Source organism: Roseovarius gaetbuli (assembly GCF_900172365.1).
Lineage (GTDB): Bacteria > Pseudomonadota > Alphaproteobacteria > Rhodobacterales > Rhodobacteraceae > Roseovarius > Roseovarius gaetbuli.
Map to the genome: position 1 here is coordinate 51,845 of NZ_FWFJ01000014.1, position 24,374 is coordinate 76,218.

Here is a 24,374-nt window from a genome sequence, read left to right on the forward strand (position 1 = left end):
AGTTTGACCTTGGAATGTCAATAAAGCTGACTTAATATGAAATATATCGCGTGAGTATTGTGAACGGAGACGGGTCATGGCCGAATTTCAGGGTGGCGAAAACCTTCTGTTTCTGACCGATGAACAGCTGCGCCAGGGTATCGAGGCGATGTTCTTTGCCTATCGCGGCTTTACCGCCGATCCCGACCGCATTCTGGCCACCATGGCCTATGGGCGCGCACATCACCGGGCGATCCACTTTATCTCGCGCAGCCCCGGCACCACGGTCAACAACCTGCTTGCGATCCTCGGGGTGACCAAGCAATCGCTCAACCGGGTGCTGCGGGCCCTGGTCGAGGATGGGCTTGTCGATAGCAGGGTCGGCAAAAGCGACAAGCGCGAACGTCATCTTTACCTGACCGAAGAGGGCGAGGCGCTTGAACGCAAGCTGTCGGATGCCCAACGCGCCCGCATGCGCGCCGCTTACCGCGCGGCGGGGCCGCAGGCGGTGGCCGGGTTTCGTCAGGTGCTGGAGGCGATGATGGACCCCGACATGCGCCGCCGTTATTACGCTATCAGGGAGACTGACGCATGACCGGGCCTGCACCACACCTGTTGATCGTCGATGATGACGAACGCATTCGCGGCCTGCTGCGCAAGTTTCTGATGCGGCACGGGTTTCTGGTGTCCGTCGCCCGCGATGCGGCCCATGCCCGCCGGGTGCTGGCGGGGCTGGATTTTGACCTTATCGTGATGGATGTGATGATGCCCGGCGAAAGCGGGATCGACCTGACGCGCGCGCTGCGTGAAACCCATAGCACGCCGATCCTTCTTCTGACGGCGCGCGGCGAAACCCCGGATCGCATCGAGGGGCTTGAGGCCGGTGCCGACGATTACCTGGCAAAACCCTTCGAGCCGAAAGAGCTTTTGCTTCGGATCAACGCGATCCTGCGCCGGATGCCGGAGCCAGAGCCGGACAATGCCGCGCCCAAGGTCGTGCAGATGGGCCCGGTGCGCTATGACATCGAGCGCGCAGAGCTTAGTCGCGGCGGCACGCCGATCCGGCTGACTGCGACCGAGGTTCAGCTTATGCGCATCTTTGCCGAGAACCTGCGCCAGCCGGTGACGCGCACCAAGCTTGTCGAGGATCTTGGGCGCGACGGCGGTCAGGCCCAGGAACGCGCTGTTGACGTGCAGATCACGCGTCTGCGCCGCAAGATCGAATCCGACCCCAAGCAGCCGCGCTATCTTCAGACCGTGCGCGGCGAGGGCTATATGCTGTCGCCCGACTAGGCAGTTACACGCTTAAGTGATCGCGCGACCCCACTCTATGATTGAAACGAGGGCCCCTCGGCAGGCATGCTGCGGGCACCTGAACACATGCAGGTTTATGCATGAAAGAGTTCGTCATAAATATATAGGGAGATGACCATGAAATTCGGAAAATTCATCGGGGCCGCCACGCTTGGCCTATCGATGCTGGCAAGCGTCGCACTGGCCGAACAGGTCTCGGTCAAGGCGGTGATGGTACCGCAGGAACAGATGAAATTCGACATGAATGATGGCACCAAGCATTTCGTCCTTGCGGTGCATCGTCAGGGGGATGCCACCGGCGACGGCCCGCTGGCAGGGGCCAAGGTCGACGAATTTGGCTGGCATGACATCAACCCGCCGATGGCCGGTGATCCGCGCGGCTATCTGCGCTTTGAAACGGAAACGGGCGATGTTGCGGTCGTCAAATTCACCGTCCGCGCCGTGTTCATGAAGGGCGAGGACAAGCCCGCGCTGCATGACAACGGGTTTTGGGAGCTGACCAGTGGCACCGGTATCTTTGCCGGAAAACGCGGCGTTGGCGCGCTTGAAATTCATCCCGCGGGCGGGCCGAATCGTGAATTCACGCTGACAGGTGTGATCGACGACGCCCCGTAAGAGCGAAGCCCGGTGATGGGGGCGCCGCCCCCGTCGCCCAAGGGCGACTCCCCCGGGATATTTGGGGCAAGAAGAACTCGGGGAGAAAGATTGATTGGGGCTGCATTATAAGGGCCCCTTGATAGACTCGGGCGGGCGCTGTATCTGCTCTGGCATGATACCGATTTTTGACATGGATGACCGCGCGCGCCTGCCTTGGCGTTTCTTTGGTGCGACGCTTACAATTCTTGCCCGCCTATGAGGCGCGCAACGCCCTGTCACATCTGAAAACCAGCCACTAGAGAACGGGAGAGGACACATGTCCCCCAAGACGCTTTATGATAAAATCTGGGATGCCCATGTCGCCCACGAGGCCGACGATGGCACCTGCCTGCTTTATATCGACCGCCACCTTGTGCATGAGGTCACCAGCCCGCAGGCCTTTGAAGGGCTGCGGATGACCAACCGCACGGTGCGCGCGCCGGACAAGACCATTGCCGTGCCGGACCACAACGTGCCCACCACGCTTGACCGTGCCAATGCCGCCACCATGACCGAAGACAGCCGCATTCAGGTTGAGGCGCTTGACAAGAACGCCAAGGATTTCGGCATTCACTATTATCCGGTGTCGGACGTGCGCCAGGGCATCGTGCATATCGTCGGCCCCGAGCAGGGCTGGACCTTGCCGGGCATGACCGTGGTCTGCGGCGACAGCCACACCGCCACCCATGGCGCGTTCGGCGCTTTGGCCCATGGCATCGGCACGTCCGAGGTTGAGCATGTTCTGGCGACCCAGACGCTGATCCAGCGCAAGGGCAAGAACATGAAGGTCGAGATCACCGGCAAGCTGCGCCCCGGTGTGACGGCCAAGGATATCACCCTCTCGGTGATTGGTGTGACCGGCACGGCCGGCGGCACCGGCTATGTGATCGAATATTGTGGCGAGGCCATTCGCGACCTCAGCATGGAAGGCCGCATGACCGTCTGTAACATGGCGATCGAGGGTGGCGCGCGCGCCGGTCTTATTGCGCCGGATGAAAAGACCTTTGAGTATTGCATGGGTCGCCCGCATGCGCCGAAAGGCGCGCAGTGGGAAGCCGCGCTTGCCTGGTGGAAAACGCTCTATTCCGATGATGATGCGCATTGGGACAAGGTTGTCACCCTCAAGGGCGAGGATATCGCCCCCGTGGTCACCTGGGGCACCAGCCCCGAGGATGTCTTGCCGATCACCGCAAACGTGCCCTCGGCGTCGGATTTCACCGGCGGCAAGGTAGATGCGGCGCAGCGCAGCCTTGATTACATGGGCCTGACCCCCGGCACCCCGCTAAGCGACGTCGAGATCGACACCGTCTTTATCGGGTCCTGCACCAACGGGCGGATCGAAGATCTGCGTGCGGCTGCGGCGATCCTCAAGGGTAAGAAGGTCAAGGACGGCATTCGCGCGATGATCGTGCCCGGCTCTGGCCTTGTGCGCGCGCAGGCCGAGGAAGAAGGCCTTGCCGATATCTTCAAGGAGGCCGGCTTTGAATGGCGTCTGGCGGGATGTTCGATGTGTCTTGCGATGAACCCCGATCAGCTGTCACCCGGCGAGCGCTGTGCGGCCACGTCGAACCGCAACTTCGAGGGCCGCCAGGGCCGCGGCGGACGCACGCACCTGATGAGCCCCGCCATGGCGGCGGCAGCGGCGATAACCGGCAAACTGACCGATGTTCGGGAGATGATGTAATGGAAAAGTTCGAAAAACTGAGCGGGATCGCCGCGCCGATGCCGATGATCAACATCGACACCGATATGATCATCCCCAAGCAGTTCCTGAAAACGATCAAGCGGTCGGGGTTGGGTGTGAACCTGTTCGACGAGATGCGCTATGACGATGATGGCAATGAAATCCCCGATTTCGTGCTCAACAAGCCGCAGTACCGCGAAACGCAGATCCTGATCGCGGGTGACAACTTTGGCTGTGGCTCGTCGCGCGAACATGCGCCTTGGGCGATCAAGGATTTCGGCATCCGCTGCGTGATTGCGCCAAGCTTTGCCGACATCTTTTACAACAACTGCTTCAAGAACGGCATCCTGCCGATCGCCCTGCCGCAAGAACAGGTCGATATTCTGATGAAGGAGGCCGAAAAAGGCGCCAACGCCCGCGTCGAGGTGGACCTTGAGGCGCAGACGGTATCGACATCGGACGGTGAAGTCTTTGCCTTTGAAGTGGACGCATTCAAGAAGCATTGCCTTCTGGAAGGGCTTGATGACATCGGCCTAACGATGGAAAAAGCCGCCTCTATTGATGCTTTCGAGACCAAGGCGGAACAGACGCGCCCCTGGGTCTAAGGCAGCAAGACCAGAAAAAATCACGCCGCGAGCCAGTCTCGCGGCGTTTTTGCTTTCAAGCCCCGTCTTGTGCCGAATTTCCCGCCACACACAAGATGCAGTATTTACATAGGCTTACGCCGCAGTTTTGACCCAACTTTGATGTAATACTGCACCAGTTACTCCCTCAATCGGCCTTAAATCTTACGTCTTATTAACCAAGCTCTTGAGCTGTTTGGTGAAAGTGGGCAAAAGTTGGGCAATATTGAGGCATACCGCCATAATTTGGCAGGTCAAGTTGGAACAAGGCCGCGGCATCGTATCGCGACCGACCAAGTTGGAAGGGAACGGGCAGTGTTCTCACAGATACCCGGCGCGCTATCGCGTGCCATCCTGATCGCAATGATGGTGGCAGCGCCCTCTTTGCTCGTGCCTTCCACGGGGCCCGACACAGCTCAGATCGTGATCGTCTTGTCGATCCTTGCCGCCTTAATGACCTTTATTGAATATTACGGTAAATATCCCAGCATCATCGAGTTTCGCTTTGCGCCGCCGTTCAACCGGCTCAAGTTCTTTGCGCTCTCTGCCATTCTTATCATCTTGTCGCTGATTTGCAGGGGCACGACCGAGCCGACCGGTTGGACCGTGTTGCTGACCAATATGGGCACGGCCCTTGGTGAGGCGGTTGATTTCCCCTATTCGCCGGTGCGTGTGGTGGTGCTGATGATGCCTGCAGATGCCGATCAGGCGCTTATTGATCTGGTGCGCACGGCCTCTGGGATTTCCTATACCGTGTCGCTTGTGATGGTGTTCGTCTTCCTGACGATGGTGCGGCTTTTGGGCTGGCCCTCGCGCAATGGCGCGTTCAATGTCTGGGTGAACCTGCCGCTGTTTGATCCGACCGGGGGGGGCGATGTGCTTTATCGGCTGCGTCGGGATGCGGGTCTTAACATTGTGTTAGGGGCTTTGCTGCCATTCTTGATTCCGGCGGCTATTCAGGCGGCCTCGGATATGATTGATCCGATTTCGATTGCGAACCCGCAAACTTTAATCTGGACGATGACCGCATGGGCGTTTTTGCCGACAAGCATGTTGATGCGAGGGATCGCCATGAGCCGGATCGCCGACATGATCGAGCAGAAACGGCGCCGTGCCTATGCCAAAGACGACATTCTCGGCAAGGGTTTGCAACGCGCCTGATCCATTTCATTTCAACGATCGGTCTTGTCCTGATCCTGTTGGCGACAGGTCCGGCCGCAGCAGAAACCATTCGCGTGGCGACCTGGAACGTCGGGCTGGATCGCAAGGGGCCGGGGTTGTTGCTGCGCGATATCCTGCGCGACGACGACCCGCAGATTGCCGCCATCGCCGCGATCCTGACCGAGTTGCGCCCCGATATCCTTGTCCTGCAAAAGGTCGATTACGACCTTGATCTTATCGCCCTTGGCGCGTTGCGCGACCGGATTGCCCGCGACGGCTGGCGGTTTGAGCACCTGTTTGCACGTCGCCCCAATAGCGGGTTCGCCACCGGGCTTGATATGGATGGGGACGGCCGCCTTGGCGGGCCCAATGATGCGCAGGGGTTTGGCTATTTCTCGGGACAGGGCGGCATGGCGATCCTGTCGCGCTATCCGATTGACGTCGCACGCACAGAGGATTTCAGCACGCTCTTGTGGCGCGACCTGCCCAGCGCGATCATGCCGATGGTGAAGGGCGTGCCCTTTCCATCGCCCGAGGCCGCCGCCGCGCAACGTCTGTCTTACGTCGGTCATTGGGTGGTGCCGGTGCTGCTGCCCTCGGGGCCGCTGCGCCTTTTGACATTCCACGCGACACCGCCGGTTTTTGATGGCCCAGAGGACATCAACGGCAGACGCAACCATGATGAAATCCGGTTCTGGCAGCTTTATCTTGATGGCGCGTTCGGACAGCCGCCCAGGGGTCGGTTCATCGTGATCGGCGACGCAAACCTTGACCCCGAGGATAGCGACGGGCGACGCGAGGCGATCATTGATCTGCTGGCTGATCCGCGCCTGCAAGACCCCCGCCCGATGCGGCCGGGCACGGCGCCAGAGGGCGACGGCCAAAGCGGCAACCCAAGGTTGGACACCGCAGCATGGCCCGCGCCCGGACCGGGCAACCTGCGGGTGGATTATGTCCTGCCCGCCGCCACGATGACCATAGGCGGCAGCGGGGTTTACTGGCCAGAGGACGGAACGCCTGCGGCGGATCTGGTCGAAGCGGCCAGTCGTCACCGGATGGTCTGGGTCGATCTCGGGATTGACTGACACCGCGACCGCTTTGGCCGCGTAAGAAACGGGGCAGCGGCAGCTTTGAAGGCCTCTTCGGGCGACGTAACCGGAAGACGCGGGCAAAGCCCGGCCAGCCGCGAGCCGTCGAGGGAATGGGGCGCCTGCCACAAATACCGCATTTCCAGCAGATGCCGCGCCATGGGCCAAAACGGCCGCGCGACCTGAATGGGCAGCCATGGCATCGGGCGCGCCTCGACCGCCCGGCCCGTGACATCCGACAAGATCGCCGCCATCTGGGTGGCGCTCAGGGTATAGCCGTCAAAGGCCATATCCTCGAACCGGTCCAGATCATTGCGCATGTCGGCCAATGCCACGGCAGCGCGGGCCAGATCGGGCAGAAACGCCCAGGCGTGCGGCACATTGAGCGGGCCAGGATAGCTGAGCCGCCCCTTGTGCACTCCCTTCAGGATGACCCTGTCGAGCCAGCTATCGCTGGGTTCGGTGTCGATGAAGTCGCCCGCGCGCAGCACAATCGTCTGCACCCCGCTTTGGCGATAGCTTTGTTCAAGCGCGACCCGGATACGGCCCATTGGATTGGTGGCGTTTTGCGTACGCCTCGGCCCCCACGGCAGGGGCGTTTCAGGGGCATAGACATAGACGTTGCCGGGCAAGATCACCGTGGCCCCGCTGGCCCGCGCGGCAGCCTGAATGCGGGCGTGAAGTGTCGGCACCTGAGCCGCCCAATCGGTATAGGGCGGGTTCCAGCCCGCAACGATCACATCCGCCGTGGCGGCGGCCTGCGTCAGGTCTTCGGGGCCGCGCTCAAACAGGTGGATGTTCCAACCTGCGTTCCAAAAGGCCTCGGCCGCGTGACGGCCAAAACGACCACTGGAACCAAGGATCAAAACTGATTTATGCATCGCCCAAACCTCCGATTGCATCGCAATGAGGCAAGATTTACGCATTCCCAGAAGAATAGGAATTGCCAAAATTTATCTAACATGTATTCAATTTTGAATGGATAAACGCATATCATCCCTCGACTGGTCACTTATCAGGGCCTTTTTGACAGTGGCGGATTGCGGGTCGCTTTCGGCGGCGGCGCGGCGTCTTGGGGCCAGCCAGCCAACGCTGGGGCGGCAAGTCAGGCAATTGGAAACCGACCTGCAACAGGTGCTGTTTCACCGACAAGCCAAGGGGCTGATGCTGACGGAAAACGGCGAGTTGCTGATCGGGCCCGCGCGGCGGATGCAGGCGGCGCTAAACGAAATCGAACTTACCGCCGCAGGCCGCCAGACCCAGATCGAGGGCAGCGTCAGGATCACCGCCAGCGTGATGTTTTCGATCTATACCCTGCCCCCGGTGATCGCCAGCCTGCGCGAAAAGGAACCCGGCATCACGATTGATCTGGTGGCCACCGACAGCACCGAGAACCTGCTGTTTCGCGAAGCGGATATCGCACTGCGGATGTATCGGCCCGAGCAGTTTGAACTTGTGGCGCGCCACCTGGGCGATCTCAAACTGGGCATGTTTGCCGCCAAAACCTATCTCGACCGCGCCGGGCGGCCCGAAACCGCCAGGGATCTCCTTGATCACCCGCTGATCGGCTATGACCGTAACGAGGACATCATTCGCGGCATGCAGGAACGCGGCTGGAGCGCGACGCGCGAGTGGTTCGCGTTGCGCTGTGACAATCACGCGGTCAACTGGGAGTTGGTGCGCGCGGGCTGTGGTGTCGGGTTTGGCCAGGTCGAACTGGCGCGGCATGACCCAAGCGTCGAGCAGGTGATGCTTGATCTGAACCTGCCAAGCCTGCCGATCTGGATCGCCACGCATCAGGCGCTGCGCCAGACGCCCCGGATCGCGCAGGTCTGGGATGCGCTGGTCGAGGGACTTGTCCCCAACCTTTCTTGACCATGGCGGGGCTTCGGGATAGGCCGTCGGGCAACATCAAGCCACAACAAGGACATGCCCCATGAGCAACCCTTCGCTTCTTATCCTGCCCGGTGACGGGATCGGCCCCGAGGTCATGGCCGAAGTCGTCAAGATCATCGACTGGTTCGGTGTCAAGCGCGGCATCGCCTTTGACGTCTCGACCGATCTTGTCGGCGGTTGCGCCTATGACAAGCACGGCGTGCCGCTGCATGATGACACGATGGCAAAGGCGCAAGAGGTCGACGCGGTTCTTTTGGGCGCCGTCGGTGGCCCGGCCTATGACGACCTTGATTTCAGCGTAAAGCCCGAGCGCGGCCTCCTGCGCCTGCGCAAGGAAATGGATTTGTTCGCCAACCTGCGCCCGGCGCAGTGCTTTGACGCGCTGGCCGATTTTTCGTCGCTCAAAAAGGATATCGTTGCCGGTCTCGATATCATGATCGTGCGCGAACTTACCTCGGGTGTCTATTTCGGCGAGCCGCGCGGCATCTTCAAAGAGGGCAACGAGCGGGTTGGCATCAACACCCAACGCTATACCGAATCCGAGATCGACCGGATCGCCCGCGCCGCCTTCGAGCTGGCGCGCAAGCGCGGTAACAAGGTCTGTTCGATGGAAAAGGCCAACGTGATGGAATCCGGCATCCTGTGGCGTGAAGTGGTGCAGAAAGTGCACGACGAAGATTACGCCGATGTCGAGCTAAGCCATATGTACGCCGACAACGGCGCGATGCAGCTTGTGCGCGCCCCCAAGCAGTTTGACGTGATCGTCACCGACAACCTCTTTGGCGATATCCTGTCGGATTGCGCGGCGATGCTGACCGGCTCGCTTGGCATGTTGCCCTCGGCCAGCCTTGGCGCGCCGATGGCCAATGGTCGCCCCAAGGCGATGTATGAGCCGGTGCATGGTTCGGCCCCCGACATCACCGGTCAGGGCAAGGCCAATCCGATCGCCTGTATCCTCAGCTTCGCGATGGCGCTGCGGTATTCCTTTGACATGGGCGATGAGGCGACACGGGTTGAAAAGGCCGTGGAAAAAGTGCTCGCCGATGGGCTTCGCACCGCTGACCTGCTGGGCAATGACGGCGAAACGCCGATCTCGACCACCGAGATGGGCGATGCCATCGTCGCGGCGCTTGACGCCAGCCTCTGAGCGACACATCCCTGAACATTCCAAAGGCCCGCCAGTTGTGCGGGCCTTTTTCATTTTTAGGGGGCCATCAACGCAAGCCGGGCGGGCCGACAATCACCCGGCGCCTTCGGCTTGAGTCCGGGTGGCGCCAGAGCCCTGCAAGCCTAGAAGAACCCGAGCTTGTTGGGGTTATAGCTGACCAGCATGTTCTTGGTCTGCTGATAGTGATCCAACATCATCTTGTGGTTCTCGCGCCCGATGCCCGACTGTTTGTAGCCGCCAAAGGCCGCATGCGCCGGATAGGCATGATAGTTGTTGACCCAGACACGCCCCGCCTCGACCGCGCGGCCAAAGCGGTAGCAAGTATTGGCATCGCGGCTCCAGACACCGGCGCCAAGGCCGTACATGGTGTCATTGGCAATCGCGAGCGCCTCGGCCTCATCCTTGAAGGTGGTGACCGATACGACCGGGCCAAAGATTTCCTCCTGGAAGACGCGCATCTTGTTGTGCCCCTTCAGGATCGTCGGCTGAACATAGTAGCCGCCCGCCAGATCACCGTTAAAGCGCGCCGCATCGCCGCCCACAAGCACCTCGGCCCCCTCTTCGACGCCGATGGTCAGATAGGACATGATCTTGTCCTGCTGTTCGGCACTGGCCTGTGCGCCGACCATGGTTTCGGGGTCGCGCGGGTCGCCCTGTTTGATCGCCTTCACCCGCTCGATGCAGCGCTCGATGAAGGCCTCATAGATGTCCTCCTGGATCAACGCGCGGCTGGGACAGGTGCACACCTCGCCCTGATTGAAGGCAAAGAGAACGAACCCCTCGATCGCCTTGTCCAGAAACGCATCATCCTTGGCCATCACATCCGAGAAAAAGATGTTCGGGCTTTTACCGCCCAGTTCAAGCGTGACCGGAATCAGGTTTTCGGTCGCCGCCTGCATGATCTTGCGGCCGGTTGCGGTTGATCCGGTAAAGGCGATCTTGGCGATGCGTGGCGATTTGGCGAGCGGCGCGCCAACCTCGGCGCCCATGCCGTTGACGATGTTCAACACGCCCGCAGGCAAGAGATCGGCAATCAACTCGGCCAGAACCATGATCGCGACGGGGGTCTGTTCGGCCGGTTTCATCACGATGCAATTGCCCGCCGCCAAGGCCGGGGCAAGCTTCCACGCCGCCATCAGGATCGAAAAGTTCCACGGAATGATCTGGCCGACCACGCCAAGCGGTTCGTGGAAATGATAGGCCACCGTGTCATTGTCGATCTGGGACATGGTGCCCTCTTGTCCGCGCAACACGCCGGCGAAATAGCGGAAATGATCCACCGCCAGCGGGATATCGGCGGCGCGTGTCTCTCGGATCGGCTTGCCGTTGTCCCAGGTCTCGGCCTGCGCCAGAAGTTCAAGATTGGCCTCAAGCACATCGGCAATCTTGAGCAGGGTGTTCGAACGCTCGGTCGCGGATGTGCGCCCCCAGGCCTCGCGGGCGCCATGCGCGGCATCAAGCGCAAGTTCGACATCCATCGCGTCAGAGCGCGCAACGGAACAGACGGTTTCGCCGGTGATCGGGGTGATGTTGTCAAAATAGCGCCCGTTGACGGGGGGTACGAATGTGCCCCCGATGAAGTTGTCGTAACGGGTCTTGAACGGCGAGGCGTGCTGCCCCGCGAGTTGGGTCATCTCATTCATGGTATTTCCTCCGGTTTTCCCGGTCCTCCGCCGGGGGTGAAGGAAATCTGCGCGCTGTGGGCGGCCCTGTCAGCCCCGGCAACCGGGGCGATGCGGGCAACCTGTCTCAGGGCTGAGACAGGTCAGGCGATGTTTTCGCCAAGGCCAAGCCGTTTCATCCGCCGATAGAGCGTTGCACGCCCGATCCCAAGCGCGCGGGCCGCCGCCGAGACGTTGCCACCGGCGCGTGCCAGGGCGCGAATCACCGCCGCGCGTTCGGCCCGCTCAAACCCGCGCGGGCCATCCTCGCGGCCAAAGATGTCAGAGGCGGGCACGGCGGTGATCGGCCCGCTCGCCCCAAGCCCGAAGGCCTTGCGCGCCCCGCGTGTGGCCCCGATCACGATGTCATCGGCATCCACCGCCAGAAGCATCGCCACCTCGGAATCGTCATGATCGGCAAAGACGATCCGCGCGCGCGGAAAGGCGGCGCGGAAATTGTCGGCCTCAATCTGGCGGGCGGTCTGGGACACGGTCGCGGCAATCAGGCGGTTGAAGCCCTCGGTCTGATCCGAGCGGGCCGACGAGACATCAAGCGCCGCCACGATCTTGCCATCGGCGCCATAGATCGGCGCATCCATACAGCTCATGGCGGTGTTGCGGGCCAGAAAGTGTTCCTCGCGGTGGATGATTACCCGGCGATCCTCGGCGATGCAGGTGCCGATGCCGTTGGTGCCCTCTGCCGCCTCGGACCAGTCGGCGCCCTGCCACAGGCCCCAGCTCTGGAAGATATCGGCGTCGCCCTCGCCACAGCGCTGATCCAGAACCACGCCCTCGGCATCGGTCAACAGCACCGCACAGCCCGATTGCCCCAGAAGGCCGAAAAGCTGATCCAGCTTGGGCGCGGCCACTTGCATGAACTGCTCCATCCCGGCGCGGCGCAGGGCCAGATCGCGGGCATCGACCCGTTCCGGCGCGCGGCGCTCGGCCGGGTCAAGGCCGTGCTTGAGCATCGAACGCCGCCAGGACGCCGCAATGCGCGAACGGGCGGGCGCCGAGGCCGAATGCGACTCTTGCAGAACCTTGTCGACATGCTGGCGATGATGCGGGGCGATGGCGGTCTCCTTTCAATGCGCGAACTGTCGTTGCTCGCGCGCACCCTAACGCGACGCCCCCGCCGCCCGTCAATCACACTTTAGGCCCGGTTTGTGTGCATCAAGCCGCCAAAACACCCTTGCAAAGCCATGCCACCGGGTATAATCGCCTGTCTCACGGTCGGGCTGTAGCGCAGCCTGGTAGCGCACCTGCTTCGGGAGCAGGGGGTCGGAGGTTCGAATCCTCTCAGCCCGACCAGTAAATCCACAGATGCATGATGACGACCCCCCTTCGCGGAAGACAGCCATTGCGGTCTTTGCGACGCCTTGCGCTTCCTGCAAGGGCGTTTGGATCGGCTATGTCGCTGCGCGCGCAAACAGGGTAATCAGGCAGGATGACCGCCGCGCCCCCGATTCCCCTCGACGAGATGATTGTCTGTCCACAGTGCGACGCGGCCTATCGGCTTGAGCGTCCCGGCGCGGGCGAGCGCGCGGTGTGTCGGCGCTGCGGCACCGCCCTTATCACGCCGCGCCGCAAGGCCGGGCTTCAGATCATCGCCGTGTCGCTGGCCATCGTGATCCTGATCATCGCGGCGACGGTGTTTCCGTTTCTGGCGATCAATGCGGCGGGGGCGCGCAATTCGGTCTCGATCCTCGATGCCGCCCTCGCCTTTAGTGACGGGCCGCTGATTGCGCTGTCGCTGACCACGGCGGCGCTTATTATCTTCGTGCCACTGGCGAGGGTGCTGTTGGCGATCTATGTATTGGTGCCAATCGTGCTGGATCGCCCGCCCGCGCGCGGCGCCGCGCAGGCGTTTCGCCTGTCAGAGGCGCTCCGGCCCTGGTCGATGGCCGAGATTTTTGCAATCGGCTGTGCCGTGGCGTTGATCAAGATCAGCGACCTTGCCGATGTAACCTTTGGCCCGGCGTTCTGGATGTTCGCCGCGCTCGTTGTCCTTGTAGTGGTGCAGGATAATTTCCTGTGCAGGTGGTCGGTATGGAAATCACTGGACAAAACCCAGACATCATAAGCGCCCGTGACCTTGGTCTTGTGGCCTGCACGCGCTGTGCCAAGGTATGGCCTGCGGGCACGCAGACCTGCGCGCGTTGCGGCAGCACCCTCGTCTCGCGCGATGCCAAAAGCCTGCAACGGGTCTGGGCGCTCTGGCTGGTGGGGGTGATGTGTTACGTGCCGGCCAATCTTTATCCGATGCTGCAAACCCGCACTCTTTTGACTGTACAGGAAGACACCATCGTCGGCGGCGCGATCCAGCTTGTGCATCACGGCGCGGTCGGCATTGCCATCATCATTCTCGTGGCCAGCGTGGTGATCCCGCTTGGCAAATTCATGGCGATCGCCTTTTTGGCCATTTCGGTGACACGTGTTTCTGCGGTGTCCAAACACCAGCGTCAGAGGCTGTACGAGGTGGTTGAGTATATCGGCCGCTGGTCGATGATTGATATCTTCGTGGTTGCGATCATGTCGTCGCTGGTGCAGTTGAACACATTGGCGGCCATCAATCCCGGCCGCGCGAGCCTGTTTTTCGCCCTGTCGGTGATCTTTACGATGCTCTCTGCCCAGGCGTTCGACAGCCGGATGATCTGGGATCTGCAATCCAAGTCCGAAGGACCTCCTGCCGATGACTGAGACCCCTCCTCGCGTTGCCATCGAGACTGTGCGCAAATCCTTGCTGTCGCGGATTTCGATGGTCTGGGCGATCCCGTTTCTGGCGCTTGTGATTGCGCTTTTTGTCGCTTGGCAGGCGTTTGACGCGCGCGGCCCCTTGATCGAGATCGAATTCGCCGATGGCGCCGGGATCGCCAAGCGGCAAACCGAGCTTCGCTATCGCGATGTCAACGTCGGGCTGGTCGAGGATGTCACCTTTAGCAAGGACCTCGGGTCAGTGGTGGCGCATGTGCGTCTTGACAAGGCGGTCGCGCCCTATGTCGATGCGGGTTCGACCTTTTGGGTGGTGCAGCCGGAATTGACCACCCGCGGCATCAGCGGCCTCGATACCGTGCTGTCGGGCGTTTATATCGAAGGGTCCTGGGATAGCACCATCGGCCCCGAGCGCACCCGCTTCAAGGGCGCGGTCGAAGCGCCATTGTTCAAATCCGGTCAAAAGGGGCTACAACTTGCGCTGCGCACCACGCCGGGCGGCACCATGACCGACCAAAGCCCGATCCTGTTTCGCGGCATCGAAGTGGGGCGCGTCGGCAAGGCGCGGATTTCCCAGCAGGGCAATTTCGCGATTGCCGAGGCGGTCATCTATGAAGACTACGCCCGCCTGATTTCGCCCTCGACGCGGTTCTGGGAAACCTCGGGGTTTACCTTTTCGGTCGGCCCGACGGGCGCGGAAATCGACTTTTCCTCTTTCGCGACGCTGGTCGGCGGGGGCCTTACGTTTGATACCTTCGTGTCGGGCGGCGATCCTGTTGGCGATGGCACCGTGTTCGAGGTTTTTGCCGACGAACCCTCGGCGCGCAACAGCCTGTTCAACGCCTCAGAGGTGGAAACCCTTGAAATGCGCGTGGTGTTTGAAGGCAATATCGCCGGTCTCGCCGTCGGTGCCCCGGTCGAGTTGAGCGGACTTAAGATCGGCAAGGTCCAGAGCGTGTCGGGTGTGATTGATGCCGATGCCTTTGGCGACAACCGGGTGCGTCTGAATGCGCTTTTGTCCATTCAGCCCGCCCGCCTTGGGCTTCAGGATGATGTAACCCCCGAGGCCGCGCTACGGTTTCTTGGCGCCCGCATTCAAGAGGGGCTGCGCGCGCGGCTTGCCTCGGCGAGCCTGTTGACCGGGGGCCTCAAGATCGAACTGGTTCAGGTCGATGACGCCCCCCCGGCCCCGTTTTTGACCGGCGAGGGCATCGTGCCGATCATCCCCACGACCAAAAACGAGATTTCCGATGCCGCCGCCACGGTCGAGGGCGTGTTCAACCGGATCAACAACCTGCCGATCGAAGAGCTGCTCAATAGCGCGATCGAATTCCTCGATAGCGCCGAGGCCTTCGTGTCGGACGAGGACCTGCGCGAGACCCCGCAAGACCTGCGTGCGCTTTTGGGCGATGTGCGCGGGATCGTGACCTCGCAGGATGTGCAGAACATCCCTGTCACGCTCAATGCCGCGATTGGGCGGTTTGAAACGCTCCTGGCGCAGCTTGAAAAGGATCAGCTGACAACACGGCTTGCCGCCGCCGTTGATGCCGCCGCAGATGCCGCCAAGGGCGTGACCGCCTCTGTCGAAGGTGTGCCCGCCCTTGTGACCGAGCTTGAGGCCGTCGCGGCCAAGGCCAGTGCCCTGCCGCTGGATGAGTTGACCAAACAATTGACGGCACTCACGAGTTCGGCGGATGACATCCTTGGCACCGAGGCGGCGCGCCAATTGCCCGCCGATCTTGGCGCGGCGCTGAACGAGATCAACGCGACCTTGGCCGAATTGCGTCAGGGCGGTGCGGTGACCAACATCAATGCAACGCTGGAGTCGACCCGAAAGGCCGCAGATGCGGTGGCCACCTCGACCCAGGACCTGCCGACACTTGTGGATCGCATCCGCCGCGTCTTTGATCAGGCCAGCGCCACCATCGCCGGCTATAACAAGGGCGAAACCCTAAGCCGCGACGCGCAGGCCGCGTTGCGCGATATCTCGAAGGCCGCTGATGCGATGACATCGCTGGCCCGCATGCTGGAACGCAATCCAGGCGCACTTATACGGGGACGATGACCATGACCTTTCTCAAACCTGCCCTCCTTGGACTTGCTCTTGGCCTTGCCGGATGTGGCGCCGCGCCGGATCGCTATACCGTGGCCACGCCCGAGGTGACCGAAAAACTTCGCATTGCCTTCCGCTCGGTCGAGGTGCGCGAGGTATCGCTGCCGAGCTATGCCGCCGCCGATGAGATCGCGATTGAGGATGCCAGCGGCAAGCTTGTCACCGATGGCAACGCCCTTTGGGCCGATTCCCCCGAACGCGCCGTGGCGCTTGATCTGGCGCGCAACCTGTCGCGTCTGACCGGGGCGCGCGTTGCCTCGGCCCCCTGGCCGTTCGAGGCCTTCCCCGATGCCCGGCTTGAAACCCGGTTCGAGAGCCTCGTGGCCGGCGCCGATGGGCAATTTCGCGCCTCGGGCCAGTATTTCGTCGGCGTCAGCGATGGCGGGCGCGAGCGTTCGGGGCTGTTTGATCTTGCCGTGCCGTTTGACCCGGCGGGCGGGCCACAGGCGATTGCGACCGCGCGTGGTCAGCTGATCCTTGATCTGGCCGCCGAGATTGCGCGCAGCGGATTGCGCTAGACGTTAGGACAGCCCAAGATCCCCGACCGCGCGGATCGCCGCTTGTCGAAACATCTGCGCAAGCGGGCTCAGGTCGTCCTCGGCGCGGGCCATGATCCCGATCGGCCCCGCCGTCAGCTCTGTTTTGATCGGCAGGGCGATCAGGCGACCGGCGGCGATATCATCGGCCACCACCCCGGTTGAAATGATCCAGAGCGCATCACCCCCGAGGGTAAGACCACGCCCGAACGTGGCCGAAACCGATTCAATGCGCTGCGGGAAATCACCCACGCCATTGGCGATCATCATTCGGTCCACCAGGGGCCGGATTGCCGCCTCTTGTGGGGGATAGATCACCGGATAGCGCCCGATGTCGGCCAGTGCCCTGGCCCCTGCCAGCGGATGACCGGGGGCGCAGACGATCACGACATCCTCTGCATAAAGCTGGGTAAAGGAAATGTCCTTCATCGTGTCGGGTTTGCCCAATCTTCCGATCACAAGGTCAAGCCGCCCGGCGCGCAGGCGATCCACCAGAAACCCGTGCGGGCCATCCTCGATCAACGGCGTCGCATTGGGGGCGAGGCGCGCAAACAACTCCACGGCGCGCGGCAACATCCGGGCCGCAACGCTTGGCAGCGCACCGACGGCAACCCGGCCCTCTTCGCCCTTGCTGATTGCCGAAACGCTTGTCATGGCCTGATCAATCGCCGTCAGGCTGCTGTTGGCATAGCGCAGGAACACGTCACCCTCGATGGTCATCGCCACGCCGCCCCGGCTTCGTTCGAGCAGGGTAACGCCGGTGATCTGTTCAAGTTCCTTGAGGGTCTTGGAAATTGCGGGCTGCGTCAAATTCAGGATCTCAGCAGCCCGCTTCAGGCTTTTCTGCCGGGCGATTTCGACGAACGCCTGAAGATGGCGCACCTTGAGCCGTCTGTCGATCATATGGTTTCCCAATTTGATAACTATACAAGACAAATGATCATTTTACATAACCGTATCGGCAATGCATGCTTGTGGCAAGGATCGGGGAGGATCACGTGCGCGCACAGGTTGCCATCATTGGCGGGGGGCCATCGGGCCTATTGCTATCGCAGCTTCTTGATGTGCATGGCATCGACAGCATCGTGTTGGAGCGCAAGACCAAGGACTATGTTCTTGGCCGCATCCGGGCCGGTGTTCTTGAACAGGGTCTTGTGCGGCTCATGGAACAGGCGGGCGTGGCGACGCGTCTTCATGCCGAAGCCTATCGTCATGACGGCACGCTGATCTCTTATGGCAATGAAACCTTCCGGCTTGATTTTTCCGCCCATACCGGCAGCTCGGTGATGGTCTATGGCCAGACCGAAGTGACCCGCGATCTTTACGCCGCGCGCGAGGCGGCGGGCGGCAAGATTGTGTTTAATGTCGAGGATGTCGTGATCCACGGCGCCGATACCGACGCCGCCCATGTCACCTATACCCTGGACGATAAAGATCACCGGATCGACGCCGATTTCATCGCCGGGTGCGACGGGTTTCATGGCGTCAGCCGCCAGTCGATCCCTCTGGACGTGCGGCGCGAGTATGAAAAACTCTATCCGTTCGGCTGGCTTGGCATCCTGTCGGAAACGCCGCCGGTGAACCACGAATTGATCTATGCCTCGTCCAAGCGCGGCTTTGCTCTCTGCTCGATGCGCAACGAAAACCTGAGCCGCTATTACATCCAATGCTCGCTATCGGACAAACCCGAGGATTGGACCGACGCGGCCTTCTGGGCAGAGCTCAAGCGGCGCATTCCAGCGGAGTATGCCGATCAATTGATCACCGGCCCGTCGATCGAGAAATCCATCGCGCCGCTGCGCTCCTTCGTGACCGAGCCGATGCGGTGGGGGCGGTTGTTTCTGTGTGGTGATGCGGCGCATATCGTGCCGCCGACCGGGGCCAAGGGCCTTAATACTGCGGCGTCGGATGTGCATTACCTCATTGAAGGGCTGCGCCAGTTCTACGAGAGCAACGACAGCCAGGGCATCGACAGCTATTCGCACAAGGCCCTTGCGCGGGTCTGGAAGGCAGAGCGCTTTAGCTGGTGGTTCTCGTCGCTTTTGCACCGCTACCCGGATCAATCGGAATTTGACCTCAAGATGCAACAGGCGGAAATTGACTTTCTGCGCACCAATCAGGCCGCGCAAAGGGCGATGGCCGAAAACTATGTCGGCCTGCCCTATTGATGGCCCGCCAAACGGAGAGCGAGATGAGTGAACGCGTTGCAAAAGGCATGACGGTGCGCCGCGAGGTTCTGGGCGATGACCATGTGGACCGCGCCGAGGCGCAGAAATCCGGCTTTGATGCGCCGTTCCAGACGTTGATTACCGAAGGCGCCTGGGGCACGCTTTGGGCGGATGACACGATCACGCGACGCGAACGCTCGATGCTGACGCTGGCGCTTTTGGCGGCGACCGGGAATTTCGAGGAAATCCCGATGCATATCCGCGCCTGCGCCCGAACCGGGGCCAGCAAAGAGGACGTGATGCAGGCGTTCATGCATGTGGCGGTCTATGCCGGCGTGCCGCGCGCCAATCACGCGATCAAACTTGCAAAACAGACCTATGCAGAGCTTGAAGGACCCGAAGGATGACCCGAAATACCGACCTTTTTCAGCGCGACCGCGAATGGCATCCCCCCGCATTGACCCGCGATTACAAAACCAGCGTCACCCGCTCGCCGCGCTATGCGCTGTTGTCGCTGCAATCCTCGGCCAGCGAGATCACCGGGCCGACCTTTGGGCACAGTGACATCGACCCGCTGGATAACGACCTTCTTGCCAATTACGCCAAGACCGGCGCGCCCATTGGCGAGCGGATCATCGTGCATGGCCGGGTGCTGGATGAAAACGGCCGCCCGGTGCCCAACACCCTTGTCGAGATATGGCAGGCCAATGCCGGCGGGCGCTATCGGCACAAGAACGACAGCTACCTTGCGCCGATCGACCCGAATTTTGGCGGCTGCGGACGTACCTTGACCGACGACAACGGGTTTTACGTGTTTCGCACCGTCAAGCCGGGGGCCTATCCCTGGCGCAACTGGGTCAACAACTGGCGGCCCGCGCATATCCATGTGTCGGTGTTCGGCACGGGTTTTGCGCAACGCCTTATCACGCAGATGTATTTCGAGGGTGATCCTCTTATCGCCAAATGCCCGATCGTGAACACCATCCCCGACCCGCGCGCCATTGATCAGCTTGTGGCGGCGCTTGACCTGAACGCGACGGTGCCGCTCGACAGTATTGCCTACAAGTTCGATATCGTGCTGCGCGGGCAGCGCTCGACCTTTTTTGAAAACCGGCCCGAGGGGAATTGAGAATGGTGCAAAAACTGGATTACCTCAAGGAATCGCCCTCACAGACCGCCGGGCCCTATGTGCACATCGGCCTTGCGCCGCGGGCGGCAGGGTTTGACATCTACGCCCGCGAATTGGGCCATGACATCACCGGGCCAAACGCCAAGGGCGAGCGGATCACGGTCAGCGGCATCGTCACCGACGGCACCGGCGCGCCGGTCAAGGATGTGCTGATCGAGGTCTGGCAGGCCAATGCGGCGGGCGTCTATCCCGGCGCGGGCGAGGTCGAGCCGGGCTTTCGCGGCTGGGGCCGGGTGGTGCCGGATTTCGAAACCGGCGAGTGGACATTTGACACGGTCAAACCGGGCCCGGTGATGGGGCGCGATGGCCGCATGATGGCGCCGCATATCAACCTGTGGCTGGTGGCGCGCGGCATCAATACCGGGCTCAACACCCGGCTTTATTTCGGCGATGAAGAGGCCGCCAATGCCACCGACCCGGTGCTTGACCTGATTGAGCCGGCGCATCGTCGGCAAACTCTGATCGCCAGCGTGGATGGATCGGGCTATCGTCTGGATATCTGCCTTCAGGGCGACAATGAAACGGTATTCCTAGATGTCTGAAACACCCAACACCACCCCCTGCATCATCTGTGTCGCGATCACCGGATCGGTGCCGACACAGGCCGACAACCCGGCGGTCCCGGTCACCATTTCCGAGCAGGTCGAAAGCACCCATGCGGCCTTCGAGGCCGGCGCAAGCATCGCCCATTGCCATGTGCGCGACGACGCGGGCAAGCCCACCTCGGACCCCGAGCGCTTTGCCCGCCTGAAAGAGGGGATCGAAAAACACTGCCCCGGCATGATCACCCAACTGTCCACCGGCGGGCGCTCTGGCGCGGGAAACGAGCGCGGCGGGATGCTGCCGCTGCGCCCCGACATGGCGTCGCTATCGGTGGGGTCGAACAACTTTCCGACGCGGGTTTACGAGAACCCGCCAGACCTTGTGAACTGGCTCGCGGAAGAGATGATCAAATATGACGTCAAACCCGAGATCGAGGCGTTCGATCTGTCGCATATCTTTCATGCGGCCCTGATGCACAAGCGCGGCCAGATCAAGGACGTGCCCTATGTGCAATTCGTCATGGGCGTGAAGAACGCCATGCCGGCCGACCGCGAGGTGTTCGATTTCTACGTGGCCACGGTCAAGCGCCTGTTTGGCGATGTGCCATGGTGTGCGGCGGGCGTCGGCCCGAAACAGATCGTGGTAAACGAGTGGGCGATTGCGGCGGGCGGGCATGCGCGCACCGGGCTTGAGGATAACATCCGCCTTGATCGCGATACGCTGGCGCCCTCCAACGCGGCGCTGGTCCAGCGCACCGTCGCGATGTGCGAGAAATACGAGCGTCCCGTCGCCACATGGCAAGAGGCGCGCCGCATCCTTGGCCTGCGGGACGTGGGCGCATGACCCTCGCATTCGCCAAACCCCGCGATGTGACGCTGCATTACCACCTGCGCGCGGGGGCGCCCGGCGCGCGGCCCGTGGTCTTTCTGAACTCTCTCGGCACGGATTTCCGGATCTGGGAGGGGGTGGTTGACCGCTTGGCTGACATGCCGGTTTTGATGATGGACAAGCGCGGGCACGGCCTTAGTGACGCGGGCGAGACCAGCATTGCCACACTGGCGCGCGACGCGGCCGATCTCATGGATCACCTTGGCCTGTCTGATGCTCTCATCTGTGGGGTTTCGGTTGGCGGGATGATCGCGCAGGCGCTTGTCGCCGCGCGCCCCGATTTGGTGGCGGGGCTGGTGCTGTGCAATACCGGCGCGAAAATCGGCGACGCCGAGGGCTGGAATACGCGGATCGAAAACGTGCAAACCACCGGATTGGATGCGATGGCCGAGGCCATCCTTGAACGCTGGTTTTCGCCCACGTTCCATGCCGACAAGCCTGCGGACCTTGCGGGATATCGCAACATGCTGGCGCGCACCACAACGGCGGGATACACCGCCACCTGCGCCGCCATTCGCGATGCAGACCTGAGCGAGAGCACCCGAAAAATCGCCGTGCCCACCCTCTGCATCGGCGGCACAGAAGACCCGACCACGACGCCGGAATTGGTCGCCGCCCTTGCCGATCTGATCCCCGGTGCGACACTGACCATGATCGACGACGTCGGTCACTTGCCCTGTATCGAGGCCCCCGAAGTGGTCGCGGATGAGATCGCGGCCCTGCTCAAGGCCCTGGAATGACCGGCGGCTTCGACCATCCCTGGCTTGGCGGGCTCTTCGCGGATGAGGCGGGCTCTGCCATTTGGTCGGCCGGCCAACAGCTTGCCTATATGCTGGCGTTTGAGGCGGCCTATTCCCGCGCGCTTGGGGCGGTCGGCGTGGTTGAGGCGGCCAAGGCGAACAAGGCGGCAAAGCTGATTGCCGGGTTTGACGTGGATATCGCCGACCTGCGGGTCGGCACGGCGCGCGACGGCTTGCCGGTGCCTGCCTTGGTGGCGCAACTGCGGGCGGCGGCGCCTGATCTGAGGGATGCCATACACAAGGGCACCTCCTCGCAGGATGTTCTGGACACCGCGCTTGCGCTGACGATCAAAGAGATGAACGCCCTGCTGGCGGCGCGGCTTGAGGCATTGGATCACGGCCTGGGGCGTCTGATTGCGACCTTCGGCAGCCGACCCCTGATGGGGCGCACCCGGATGCAGGCCGCCATGGCGATCACCGTCGCCGATCGCATCGCCCCCTGGCAAACGCCGTTGCACGACCACCTTGCAAGGCTTGCGCAAATGCGGCAGCGGGTCGAGCGGGTGCAACTTGGCGGCGCGGCGGGCGATCGCCAAGAAATGGCAGGCAAAGGCGCGGACATCGCGCGCGCGATTGCCGATGACCTTGGGCTTTGCTGTCCTGATCGGCCCTGGCACGCGATGCGTGACGGGTTGGCCGAATATGCCGGGCTTTTGTCGCTGATCACCGGCACGCTTGGCAAGATGGGACAGGATATCTGTCTTATGGCGCAACAGGGTGTCGGTGAAATCACCGTCTCTGGCGGGGGCGGATCATCGGCGATGCCCCATAAACAAAACCCGATCCTGGCCGAGCTTTTGGTGACGCTGGCGCGGTTCAACGCGGTGCAGCTTTCAGGCATGCATCACGCTCTGATCCATGAACAGGAACGTTCAGGAAGCGCCTGGGCACTGGAATGGATGATCCTGCCGCAAATGGGTCTCACAACGGCGCGCGCCCTTTCGGCGGCGATTACCTTGAGCGAACGGATCACGGCGATTGGGGAACCGGAAAAATGACCCCGGCAAAAGCCGGTTTCCGCGACATTCCAACACGCGAAAGCACCATTCTGACCAACATCAAACAGCGGCCCTAAAACAATAAAAACGCCACCTTTCAATCGCTTATCTGTCTAACGGAGGAGGACCCCATGACCCTTAAGACCACGTTTATCGGCTCGATTGCCGCCGTTGCCCTGAGTGCCGGTATCGGCTTTGCGCAGGACGTCACGCTGACGATGCATCACTTTCTGCCACCCGTGGCGAATGCCCATAAGGTGATGATGCAGCCCTGGGCGGAAAAGATCGGAAGCGAAAGCGGCGGGCGCATCGCGATCGAGATTTTCCCCTCGATGTCGATGGGCGGCAAGCCCGGCGAGCTCTACGGTCAGGTGCGCGATGGCACCGCCGATATCGTCTGGAGCCTGCTTGGCTACACGCCGGGCGTTTTCCCGCGCAGCGAGGTGTTTGAACTTCCGCTGGTCCATGCCGGATCGGCGACCGATACGACGATTGCCCTGAACGCATCGCTTGATCTTCTGGCCGAGGATTTCGAGGATATCCACGTTCTGTTCCTGCACAGCCATGACGGCAATGTAATCCACTCGGCGACCACGCCGGTTCGGACGTTTGAAGATGCTGCGGGCATGAAGCTGCGCACGCCGAGCCGCACCGGGGCATGGATGATTGAGAGCATGGGCGCCGAGCCGGTCGGCCTTCCGGTGCCAGCCCTGCCCGAGGCGATGTCGAAGGGGGTCGTTGATGGCGCCCTGACCCCGCTTGAAATCGTACCTGCGCTCAAGCTTCAGGAGCTGGACAAATACACCATCGAATTACCGGACGGGGATCGCTTTGGCACCGCCGTTTTCATGCTCGCGATGAACAAGGACGCCTATGAGGCCCTGCCCGACGACCTCAAGACCGTGATCGACAACAATTCCGGCACCAATGTCGCGGTTGAGATCGGCGAGATGTGGGAAGGCTTTGAGCAAAGCGGCATTGATGCGCTTGCCAAGGCCAATGTCGAACGCATCGTTCTGTCCGAGGCCGAGGCGGCCAAGTTCAACGCGGTCAGCGAAACCGTCATTCAACGCTGGGTCGACGATGTCACCGCCAAGGGCATCGACGGGGCCGGGCTTGTGCAAAAGGCCCGCGCGGCGGTGGCCGCAGCCAAGGCAAGCCGCTAGGCGCGTGGCCGGGAGAGGCCTGCGGGCCTCTCCTTTTGCCATGAAATTCAA

25 protein-coding genes and 1 tRNA gene are annotated in these 24,374 nt (G+C 61.8%); 22 read left to right on the forward strand and 4 right to left on the reverse strand.

Going from position 1 to position 24,374, the window contains the following annotated elements; genetic code table 11:
• Window positions 1-76 precede the first annotated feature (76 nt).
• The 7 genes from ROG8370_RS08980 to ROG8370_RS09010 all read left to right on the forward strand — a co-directional run bounded on the left by ROG8370_RS08980 (window position 77) and on the right by ROG8370_RS09010 (window position 6,482).
• The gene (locus ROG8370_RS08980; RefSeq protein WP_085826749.1) at window positions 77-574 is read left to right on the forward strand and encodes a MarR family winged helix-turn-helix transcriptional regulator; all 498 of its coding nucleotides are present in this window, start codon (window positions 77-79) and stop codon (window positions 572-574) included.
• A complete protein-coding gene (locus ROG8370_RS08985; RefSeq protein WP_085826750.1) occupies window positions 571-1,272 on the forward strand; it encodes a response regulator in 702 nt (233 codons plus the stop codon). Before ROG8370_RS08980 ends, ROG8370_RS08985 begins: the two co-directional genes overlap by 4 nt.
• A 138-nt stretch (window positions 1,273-1,410) precedes the next feature.
• Window positions 1,411-1,908 carry a hypothetical protein gene (locus ROG8370_RS08990; RefSeq protein WP_212580071.1) on the forward strand — a complete coding sequence of 166 codons (498 nt, stop codon included), beginning with the start codon at window positions 1,411-1,413 and terminating at the stop codon, window positions 1,906-1,908.
• A gap of 298 nt (window positions 1,909-2,206) precedes the next feature.
• A complete protein-coding gene (gene leuC, locus ROG8370_RS08995; protein ID WP_085826751.1) occupies window positions 2,207-3,613 on the forward strand; it encodes a 3-isopropylmalate dehydratase large subunit in 1,407 nt (468 codons plus the stop codon).
• Complete coding sequence (gene leuD / locus ROG8370_RS09000) at window positions 3,613-4,218, forward strand: 3-isopropylmalate dehydratase small subunit (RefSeq protein ID WP_085826752.1); 606 nt, start codon at window positions 3,613-3,615, stop codon at window positions 4,216-4,218. Before leuC ends, leuD begins: the two co-directional genes overlap by 1 nt.
• A gap of 333 nt (window positions 4,219-4,551) precedes the next feature.
• Entirely contained in the window at window positions 4,552-5,397 is an 846-nt protein-coding gene (locus tag ROG8370_RS09005) for a hypothetical protein (protein WP_139838090.1), read from the forward strand.
• A gap of 74 nt (window positions 5,398-5,471) precedes the next feature.
• Entirely contained in the window at window positions 5,472-6,482 is a 1,011-nt protein-coding gene (locus ROG8370_RS09010; RefSeq protein ID WP_245827283.1) for an endonuclease/exonuclease/phosphatase family protein, read from the forward strand.
• Here ROG8370_RS09010 and ROG8370_RS09015 read toward each other — a convergent pair.
• On the reverse strand, window positions 6,446-7,366 hold the full coding sequence (locus ROG8370_RS09015) for a Rossmann-fold NAD(P)-binding domain-containing protein (protein ID WP_085826779.1): 921 nt from the start codon (window positions 7,364-7,366) through the stop codon (window positions 6,446-6,448). The two genes, ROG8370_RS09010 and ROG8370_RS09015, sit on opposite strands and share 37 nt — an antisense overlap.
• Window positions 7,367-7,463: 97 nt before the next feature.
• Between ROG8370_RS09015 and ROG8370_RS09020 the strand changes: the two genes are divergently transcribed.
• Both ROG8370_RS09020 and leuB read left to right on the forward strand, forming a co-directional pair.
• Entirely contained in the window at window positions 7,464-8,360 is an 897-nt protein-coding gene (locus tag ROG8370_RS09020; protein ID WP_085826754.1) for a LysR family transcriptional regulator, read from the forward strand.
• A gap of 61 nt (window positions 8,361-8,421) precedes the next feature.
• Window positions 8,422-9,528 (forward strand): 3-isopropylmalate dehydrogenase, encoded by a 1,107-nt coding sequence (leuB, locus tag ROG8370_RS09025; RefSeq protein WP_085826755.1) that lies wholly within the window; start codon window positions 8,422-8,424, stop codon window positions 9,526-9,528.
• Window positions 9,529-9,671: 143 nt separating this feature from the next.
• On the opposite strand, the gene adh is transcribed toward leuB, so the two are convergent.
• The gene (gene adh / locus ROG8370_RS09030; RefSeq protein ID WP_085826756.1) at window positions 9,672-11,192 is read right to left on the reverse strand and encodes an aldehyde dehydrogenase; all 1,521 of its coding nucleotides are present in this window, start codon (window positions 11,190-11,192) and stop codon (window positions 9,672-9,674) included.
• Between the two features lie 122 nt (window positions 11,193-11,314).
• Window positions 11,315-12,205: a GAF domain-containing protein gene (locus ROG8370_RS09035; RefSeq protein ID WP_503128340.1), complete on the reverse strand. Its 891-nt coding sequence runs from the start codon at window positions 12,203-12,205 to the stop codon at window positions 11,315-11,317.
• Window positions 12,206-12,444: 239 nt separating this feature from the next.
• Between ROG8370_RS09035 and ROG8370_RS09040 the strand changes: the two genes are divergently transcribed.
• The 5 genes from ROG8370_RS09040 to ROG8370_RS09060 all read left to right on the forward strand — a co-directional run bounded on the left by ROG8370_RS09040 (window position 12,445) and on the right by ROG8370_RS09060 (window position 16,553).
• A tRNA-Pro gene (locus ROG8370_RS09040) sits at window positions 12,445-12,521 on the forward strand.
• Window positions 12,522-12,657: 136 nt separating this feature from the next.
• Window positions 12,658-13,293, forward strand: coding sequence for a paraquat-inducible protein A (locus tag ROG8370_RS09045; RefSeq protein ID WP_085826758.1), 636 nt, complete (start codon window positions 12,658-12,660; stop codon window positions 13,291-13,293).
• Complete coding sequence (locus ROG8370_RS09050) at window positions 13,260-13,910, forward strand: paraquat-inducible protein A (RefSeq protein ID WP_085826759.1); 651 nt, start codon at window positions 13,260-13,262, stop codon at window positions 13,908-13,910. The genes ROG8370_RS09045 and ROG8370_RS09050 overlap by 34 nt, the downstream gene beginning before the upstream one ends.
• On the forward strand, window positions 13,903-15,987 hold the full coding sequence (locus ROG8370_RS09055) for a PqiB family protein (protein ID WP_085826760.1): 2,085 nt from the start codon (window positions 13,903-13,905) through the stop codon (window positions 15,985-15,987). The genes ROG8370_RS09050 and ROG8370_RS09055 overlap by 8 nt, the downstream gene beginning before the upstream one ends.
• Before the next feature lie 2 nt (window positions 15,988-15,989).
• A complete protein-coding gene (locus ROG8370_RS09060; protein ID WP_085826780.1) occupies window positions 15,990-16,553 on the forward strand; it encodes a PqiC family protein in 564 nt (187 codons plus the stop codon).
• Window positions 16,554-16,556: 3 nt separating this feature from the next.
• On the opposite strand, the gene pcaQ is transcribed toward ROG8370_RS09060, so the two are convergent.
• Window positions 16,557-17,474 carry a pca operon transcription factor PcaQ gene (pcaQ, locus tag ROG8370_RS09065; RefSeq protein ID WP_085826761.1) on the reverse strand — a complete coding sequence of 306 codons (918 nt, stop codon included), beginning with the start codon at window positions 17,472-17,474 and terminating at the stop codon, window positions 16,557-16,559.
• A gap of 95 nt (window positions 17,475-17,569) precedes the next feature.
• Between pcaQ and pobA the strand changes: the two genes are divergently transcribed.
• The 8 genes from pobA (at window position 17,570) to ROG8370_RS09105 (ending at window position 24,323) form a co-directional block, all read left to right on the forward strand.
• On the forward strand, window positions 17,570-18,739 hold the full coding sequence (gene pobA / locus ROG8370_RS09070; protein WP_085826781.1) for a 4-hydroxybenzoate 3-monooxygenase: 1,170 nt from the start codon (window positions 17,570-17,572) through the stop codon (window positions 18,737-18,739).
• Between the two features lie 23 nt (window positions 18,740-18,762).
• On the forward strand, window positions 18,763-19,146 hold the full coding sequence (gene pcaC, locus ROG8370_RS09075; protein ID WP_085826782.1) for a 4-carboxymuconolactone decarboxylase: 384 nt from the start codon (window positions 18,763-18,765) through the stop codon (window positions 19,144-19,146).
• Complete coding sequence (gene pcaH / locus ROG8370_RS09080; protein ID WP_085826762.1) at window positions 19,143-19,868, forward strand: protocatechuate 3,4-dioxygenase subunit beta; 726 nt, start codon at window positions 19,143-19,145, stop codon at window positions 19,866-19,868. Before pcaC ends, pcaH begins: the two co-directional genes overlap by 4 nt.
• Before the next feature lie 2 nt (window positions 19,869-19,870).
• Entirely contained in the window at window positions 19,871-20,470 is a 600-nt protein-coding gene (gene pcaG / locus ROG8370_RS09085; RefSeq protein ID WP_085826763.1) for a protocatechuate 3,4-dioxygenase subunit alpha, read from the forward strand.
• Window positions 20,463-21,314, forward strand: coding sequence for a 3-oxoadipate:acetyl-CoA acetyltransferase (locus ROG8370_RS09090; RefSeq protein WP_085826764.1), 852 nt, complete (start codon window positions 20,463-20,465; stop codon window positions 21,312-21,314). The genes pcaG and ROG8370_RS09090 overlap by 8 nt, the downstream gene beginning before the upstream one ends.
• Window positions 21,311-22,099 (forward strand): 3-oxoadipate enol-lactonase, encoded by a 789-nt coding sequence (gene pcaD, locus ROG8370_RS09095; protein ID WP_085826765.1) that lies wholly within the window; start codon window positions 21,311-21,313, stop codon window positions 22,097-22,099. The genes ROG8370_RS09090 and pcaD overlap by 4 nt, the downstream gene beginning before the upstream one ends.
• The gene (locus ROG8370_RS09100; protein ID WP_085826766.1) at window positions 22,096-23,157 is read left to right on the forward strand and encodes a 3-carboxy-cis,cis-muconate cycloisomerase; all 1,062 of its coding nucleotides are present in this window, start codon (window positions 22,096-22,098) and stop codon (window positions 23,155-23,157) included. The genes pcaD and ROG8370_RS09100 overlap by 4 nt, the downstream gene beginning before the upstream one ends.
• Before the next feature lie 131 nt (window positions 23,158-23,288).
• On the forward strand, window positions 23,289-24,323 hold the full coding sequence (locus ROG8370_RS09105) for a TRAP transporter substrate-binding protein (protein WP_085826767.1): 1,035 nt from the start codon (window positions 23,289-23,291) through the stop codon (window positions 24,321-24,323).
• The last annotated feature ends 51 nt before the right edge of the window (window positions 24,324-24,374 follow it).

What these genes read in the sequence shown, in the direction of transcription:
- ROG8370_RS08980 (WP_085826749.1), top strand. Translation starts at nt 77, where the DNA reads ATGGCCGAATTTCAGGGTGGCGAAAACCTTCTGTTTCTGACCGATGAA.
- ROG8370_RS08985 (WP_085826750.1), top strand. Translation starts at nt 571, where the DNA reads ATGACCGGGCCTGCACCACACCTGTTGATCGTCGATGATGACGAACGC.
- ROG8370_RS08990 (WP_212580071.1), top strand. Translation starts at nt 1,411, where the DNA reads ATGAAATTCGGAAAATTCATCGGGGCCGCCACGCTTGGCCTATCGATG.
- leuC (WP_085826751.1), top strand. Translation starts at nt 2,207, where the DNA reads ATGTCCCCCAAGACGCTTTATGATAAAATCTGGGATGCCCATGTCGCC.
- leuD (WP_085826752.1), top strand. Translation starts at nt 3,613, where the DNA reads ATGGAAAAGTTCGAAAAACTGAGCGGGATCGCCGCGCCGATGCCGATG.
- ROG8370_RS09015 (WP_085826779.1), bottom strand. Translation starts at nt 7,366, where the DNA reads ATGCATAAATCAGTTTTGATCCTTGGTTCCAGTGGTCGTTTTGGCCGT.
- ROG8370_RS09020 (WP_085826754.1), top strand. Translation starts at nt 7,464, where the DNA reads ATGGATAAACGCATATCATCCCTCGACTGGTCACTTATCAGGGCCTTT.
- leuB (WP_085826755.1), top strand. Translation starts at nt 8,422, where the DNA reads ATGAGCAACCCTTCGCTTCTTATCCTGCCCGGTGACGGGATCGGCCCC.
- adh (WP_085826756.1), bottom strand. Translation starts at nt 11,192, where the DNA reads ATGAATGAGATGACCCAACTCGCGGGGCAGCACGCCTCGCCGTTCAAG.
- ROG8370_RS09045 (WP_085826758.1), top strand. Translation starts at nt 12,658, where the DNA reads ATGACCGCCGCGCCCCCGATTCCCCTCGACGAGATGATTGTCTGTCCA.
- ROG8370_RS09050 (WP_085826759.1), top strand. Translation starts at nt 13,260, where the DNA reads ATGGAAATCACTGGACAAAACCCAGACATCATAAGCGCCCGTGACCTT.
- ROG8370_RS09055 (WP_085826760.1), top strand. Translation starts at nt 13,903, where the DNA reads ATGACTGAGACCCCTCCTCGCGTTGCCATCGAGACTGTGCGCAAATCC.
- ROG8370_RS09060 (WP_085826780.1), top strand. Translation starts at nt 15,990, where the DNA reads ATGACCTTTCTCAAACCTGCCCTCCTTGGACTTGCTCTTGGCCTTGCC.
- pcaQ (WP_085826761.1), bottom strand. Translation starts at nt 17,474, where the DNA reads ATGATCGACAGACGGCTCAAGGTGCGCCATCTTCAGGCGTTCGTCGAA.
- pcaC (WP_085826782.1), top strand. Translation starts at nt 18,763, where the DNA reads ATGAGTGAACGCGTTGCAAAAGGCATGACGGTGCGCCGCGAGGTTCTG.
- pcaH (WP_085826762.1), top strand. Translation starts at nt 19,143, where the DNA reads ATGACCCGAAATACCGACCTTTTTCAGCGCGACCGCGAATGGCATCCC.
- pcaG (WP_085826763.1), top strand. Translation starts at nt 19,871, where the DNA reads ATGGTGCAAAAACTGGATTACCTCAAGGAATCGCCCTCACAGACCGCC.
- ROG8370_RS09090 (WP_085826764.1), top strand. Translation starts at nt 20,463, where the DNA reads ATGTCTGAAACACCCAACACCACCCCCTGCATCATCTGTGTCGCGATC.
- pcaD (WP_085826765.1), top strand. Translation starts at nt 21,311, where the DNA reads ATGACCCTCGCATTCGCCAAACCCCGCGATGTGACGCTGCATTACCAC.
- ROG8370_RS09100 (WP_085826766.1), top strand. Translation starts at nt 22,096, where the DNA reads ATGACCGGCGGCTTCGACCATCCCTGGCTTGGCGGGCTCTTCGCGGAT.
- ROG8370_RS09105 (WP_085826767.1), top strand. Translation starts at nt 23,289, where the DNA reads ATGACCCTTAAGACCACGTTTATCGGCTCGATTGCCGCCGTTGCCCTG.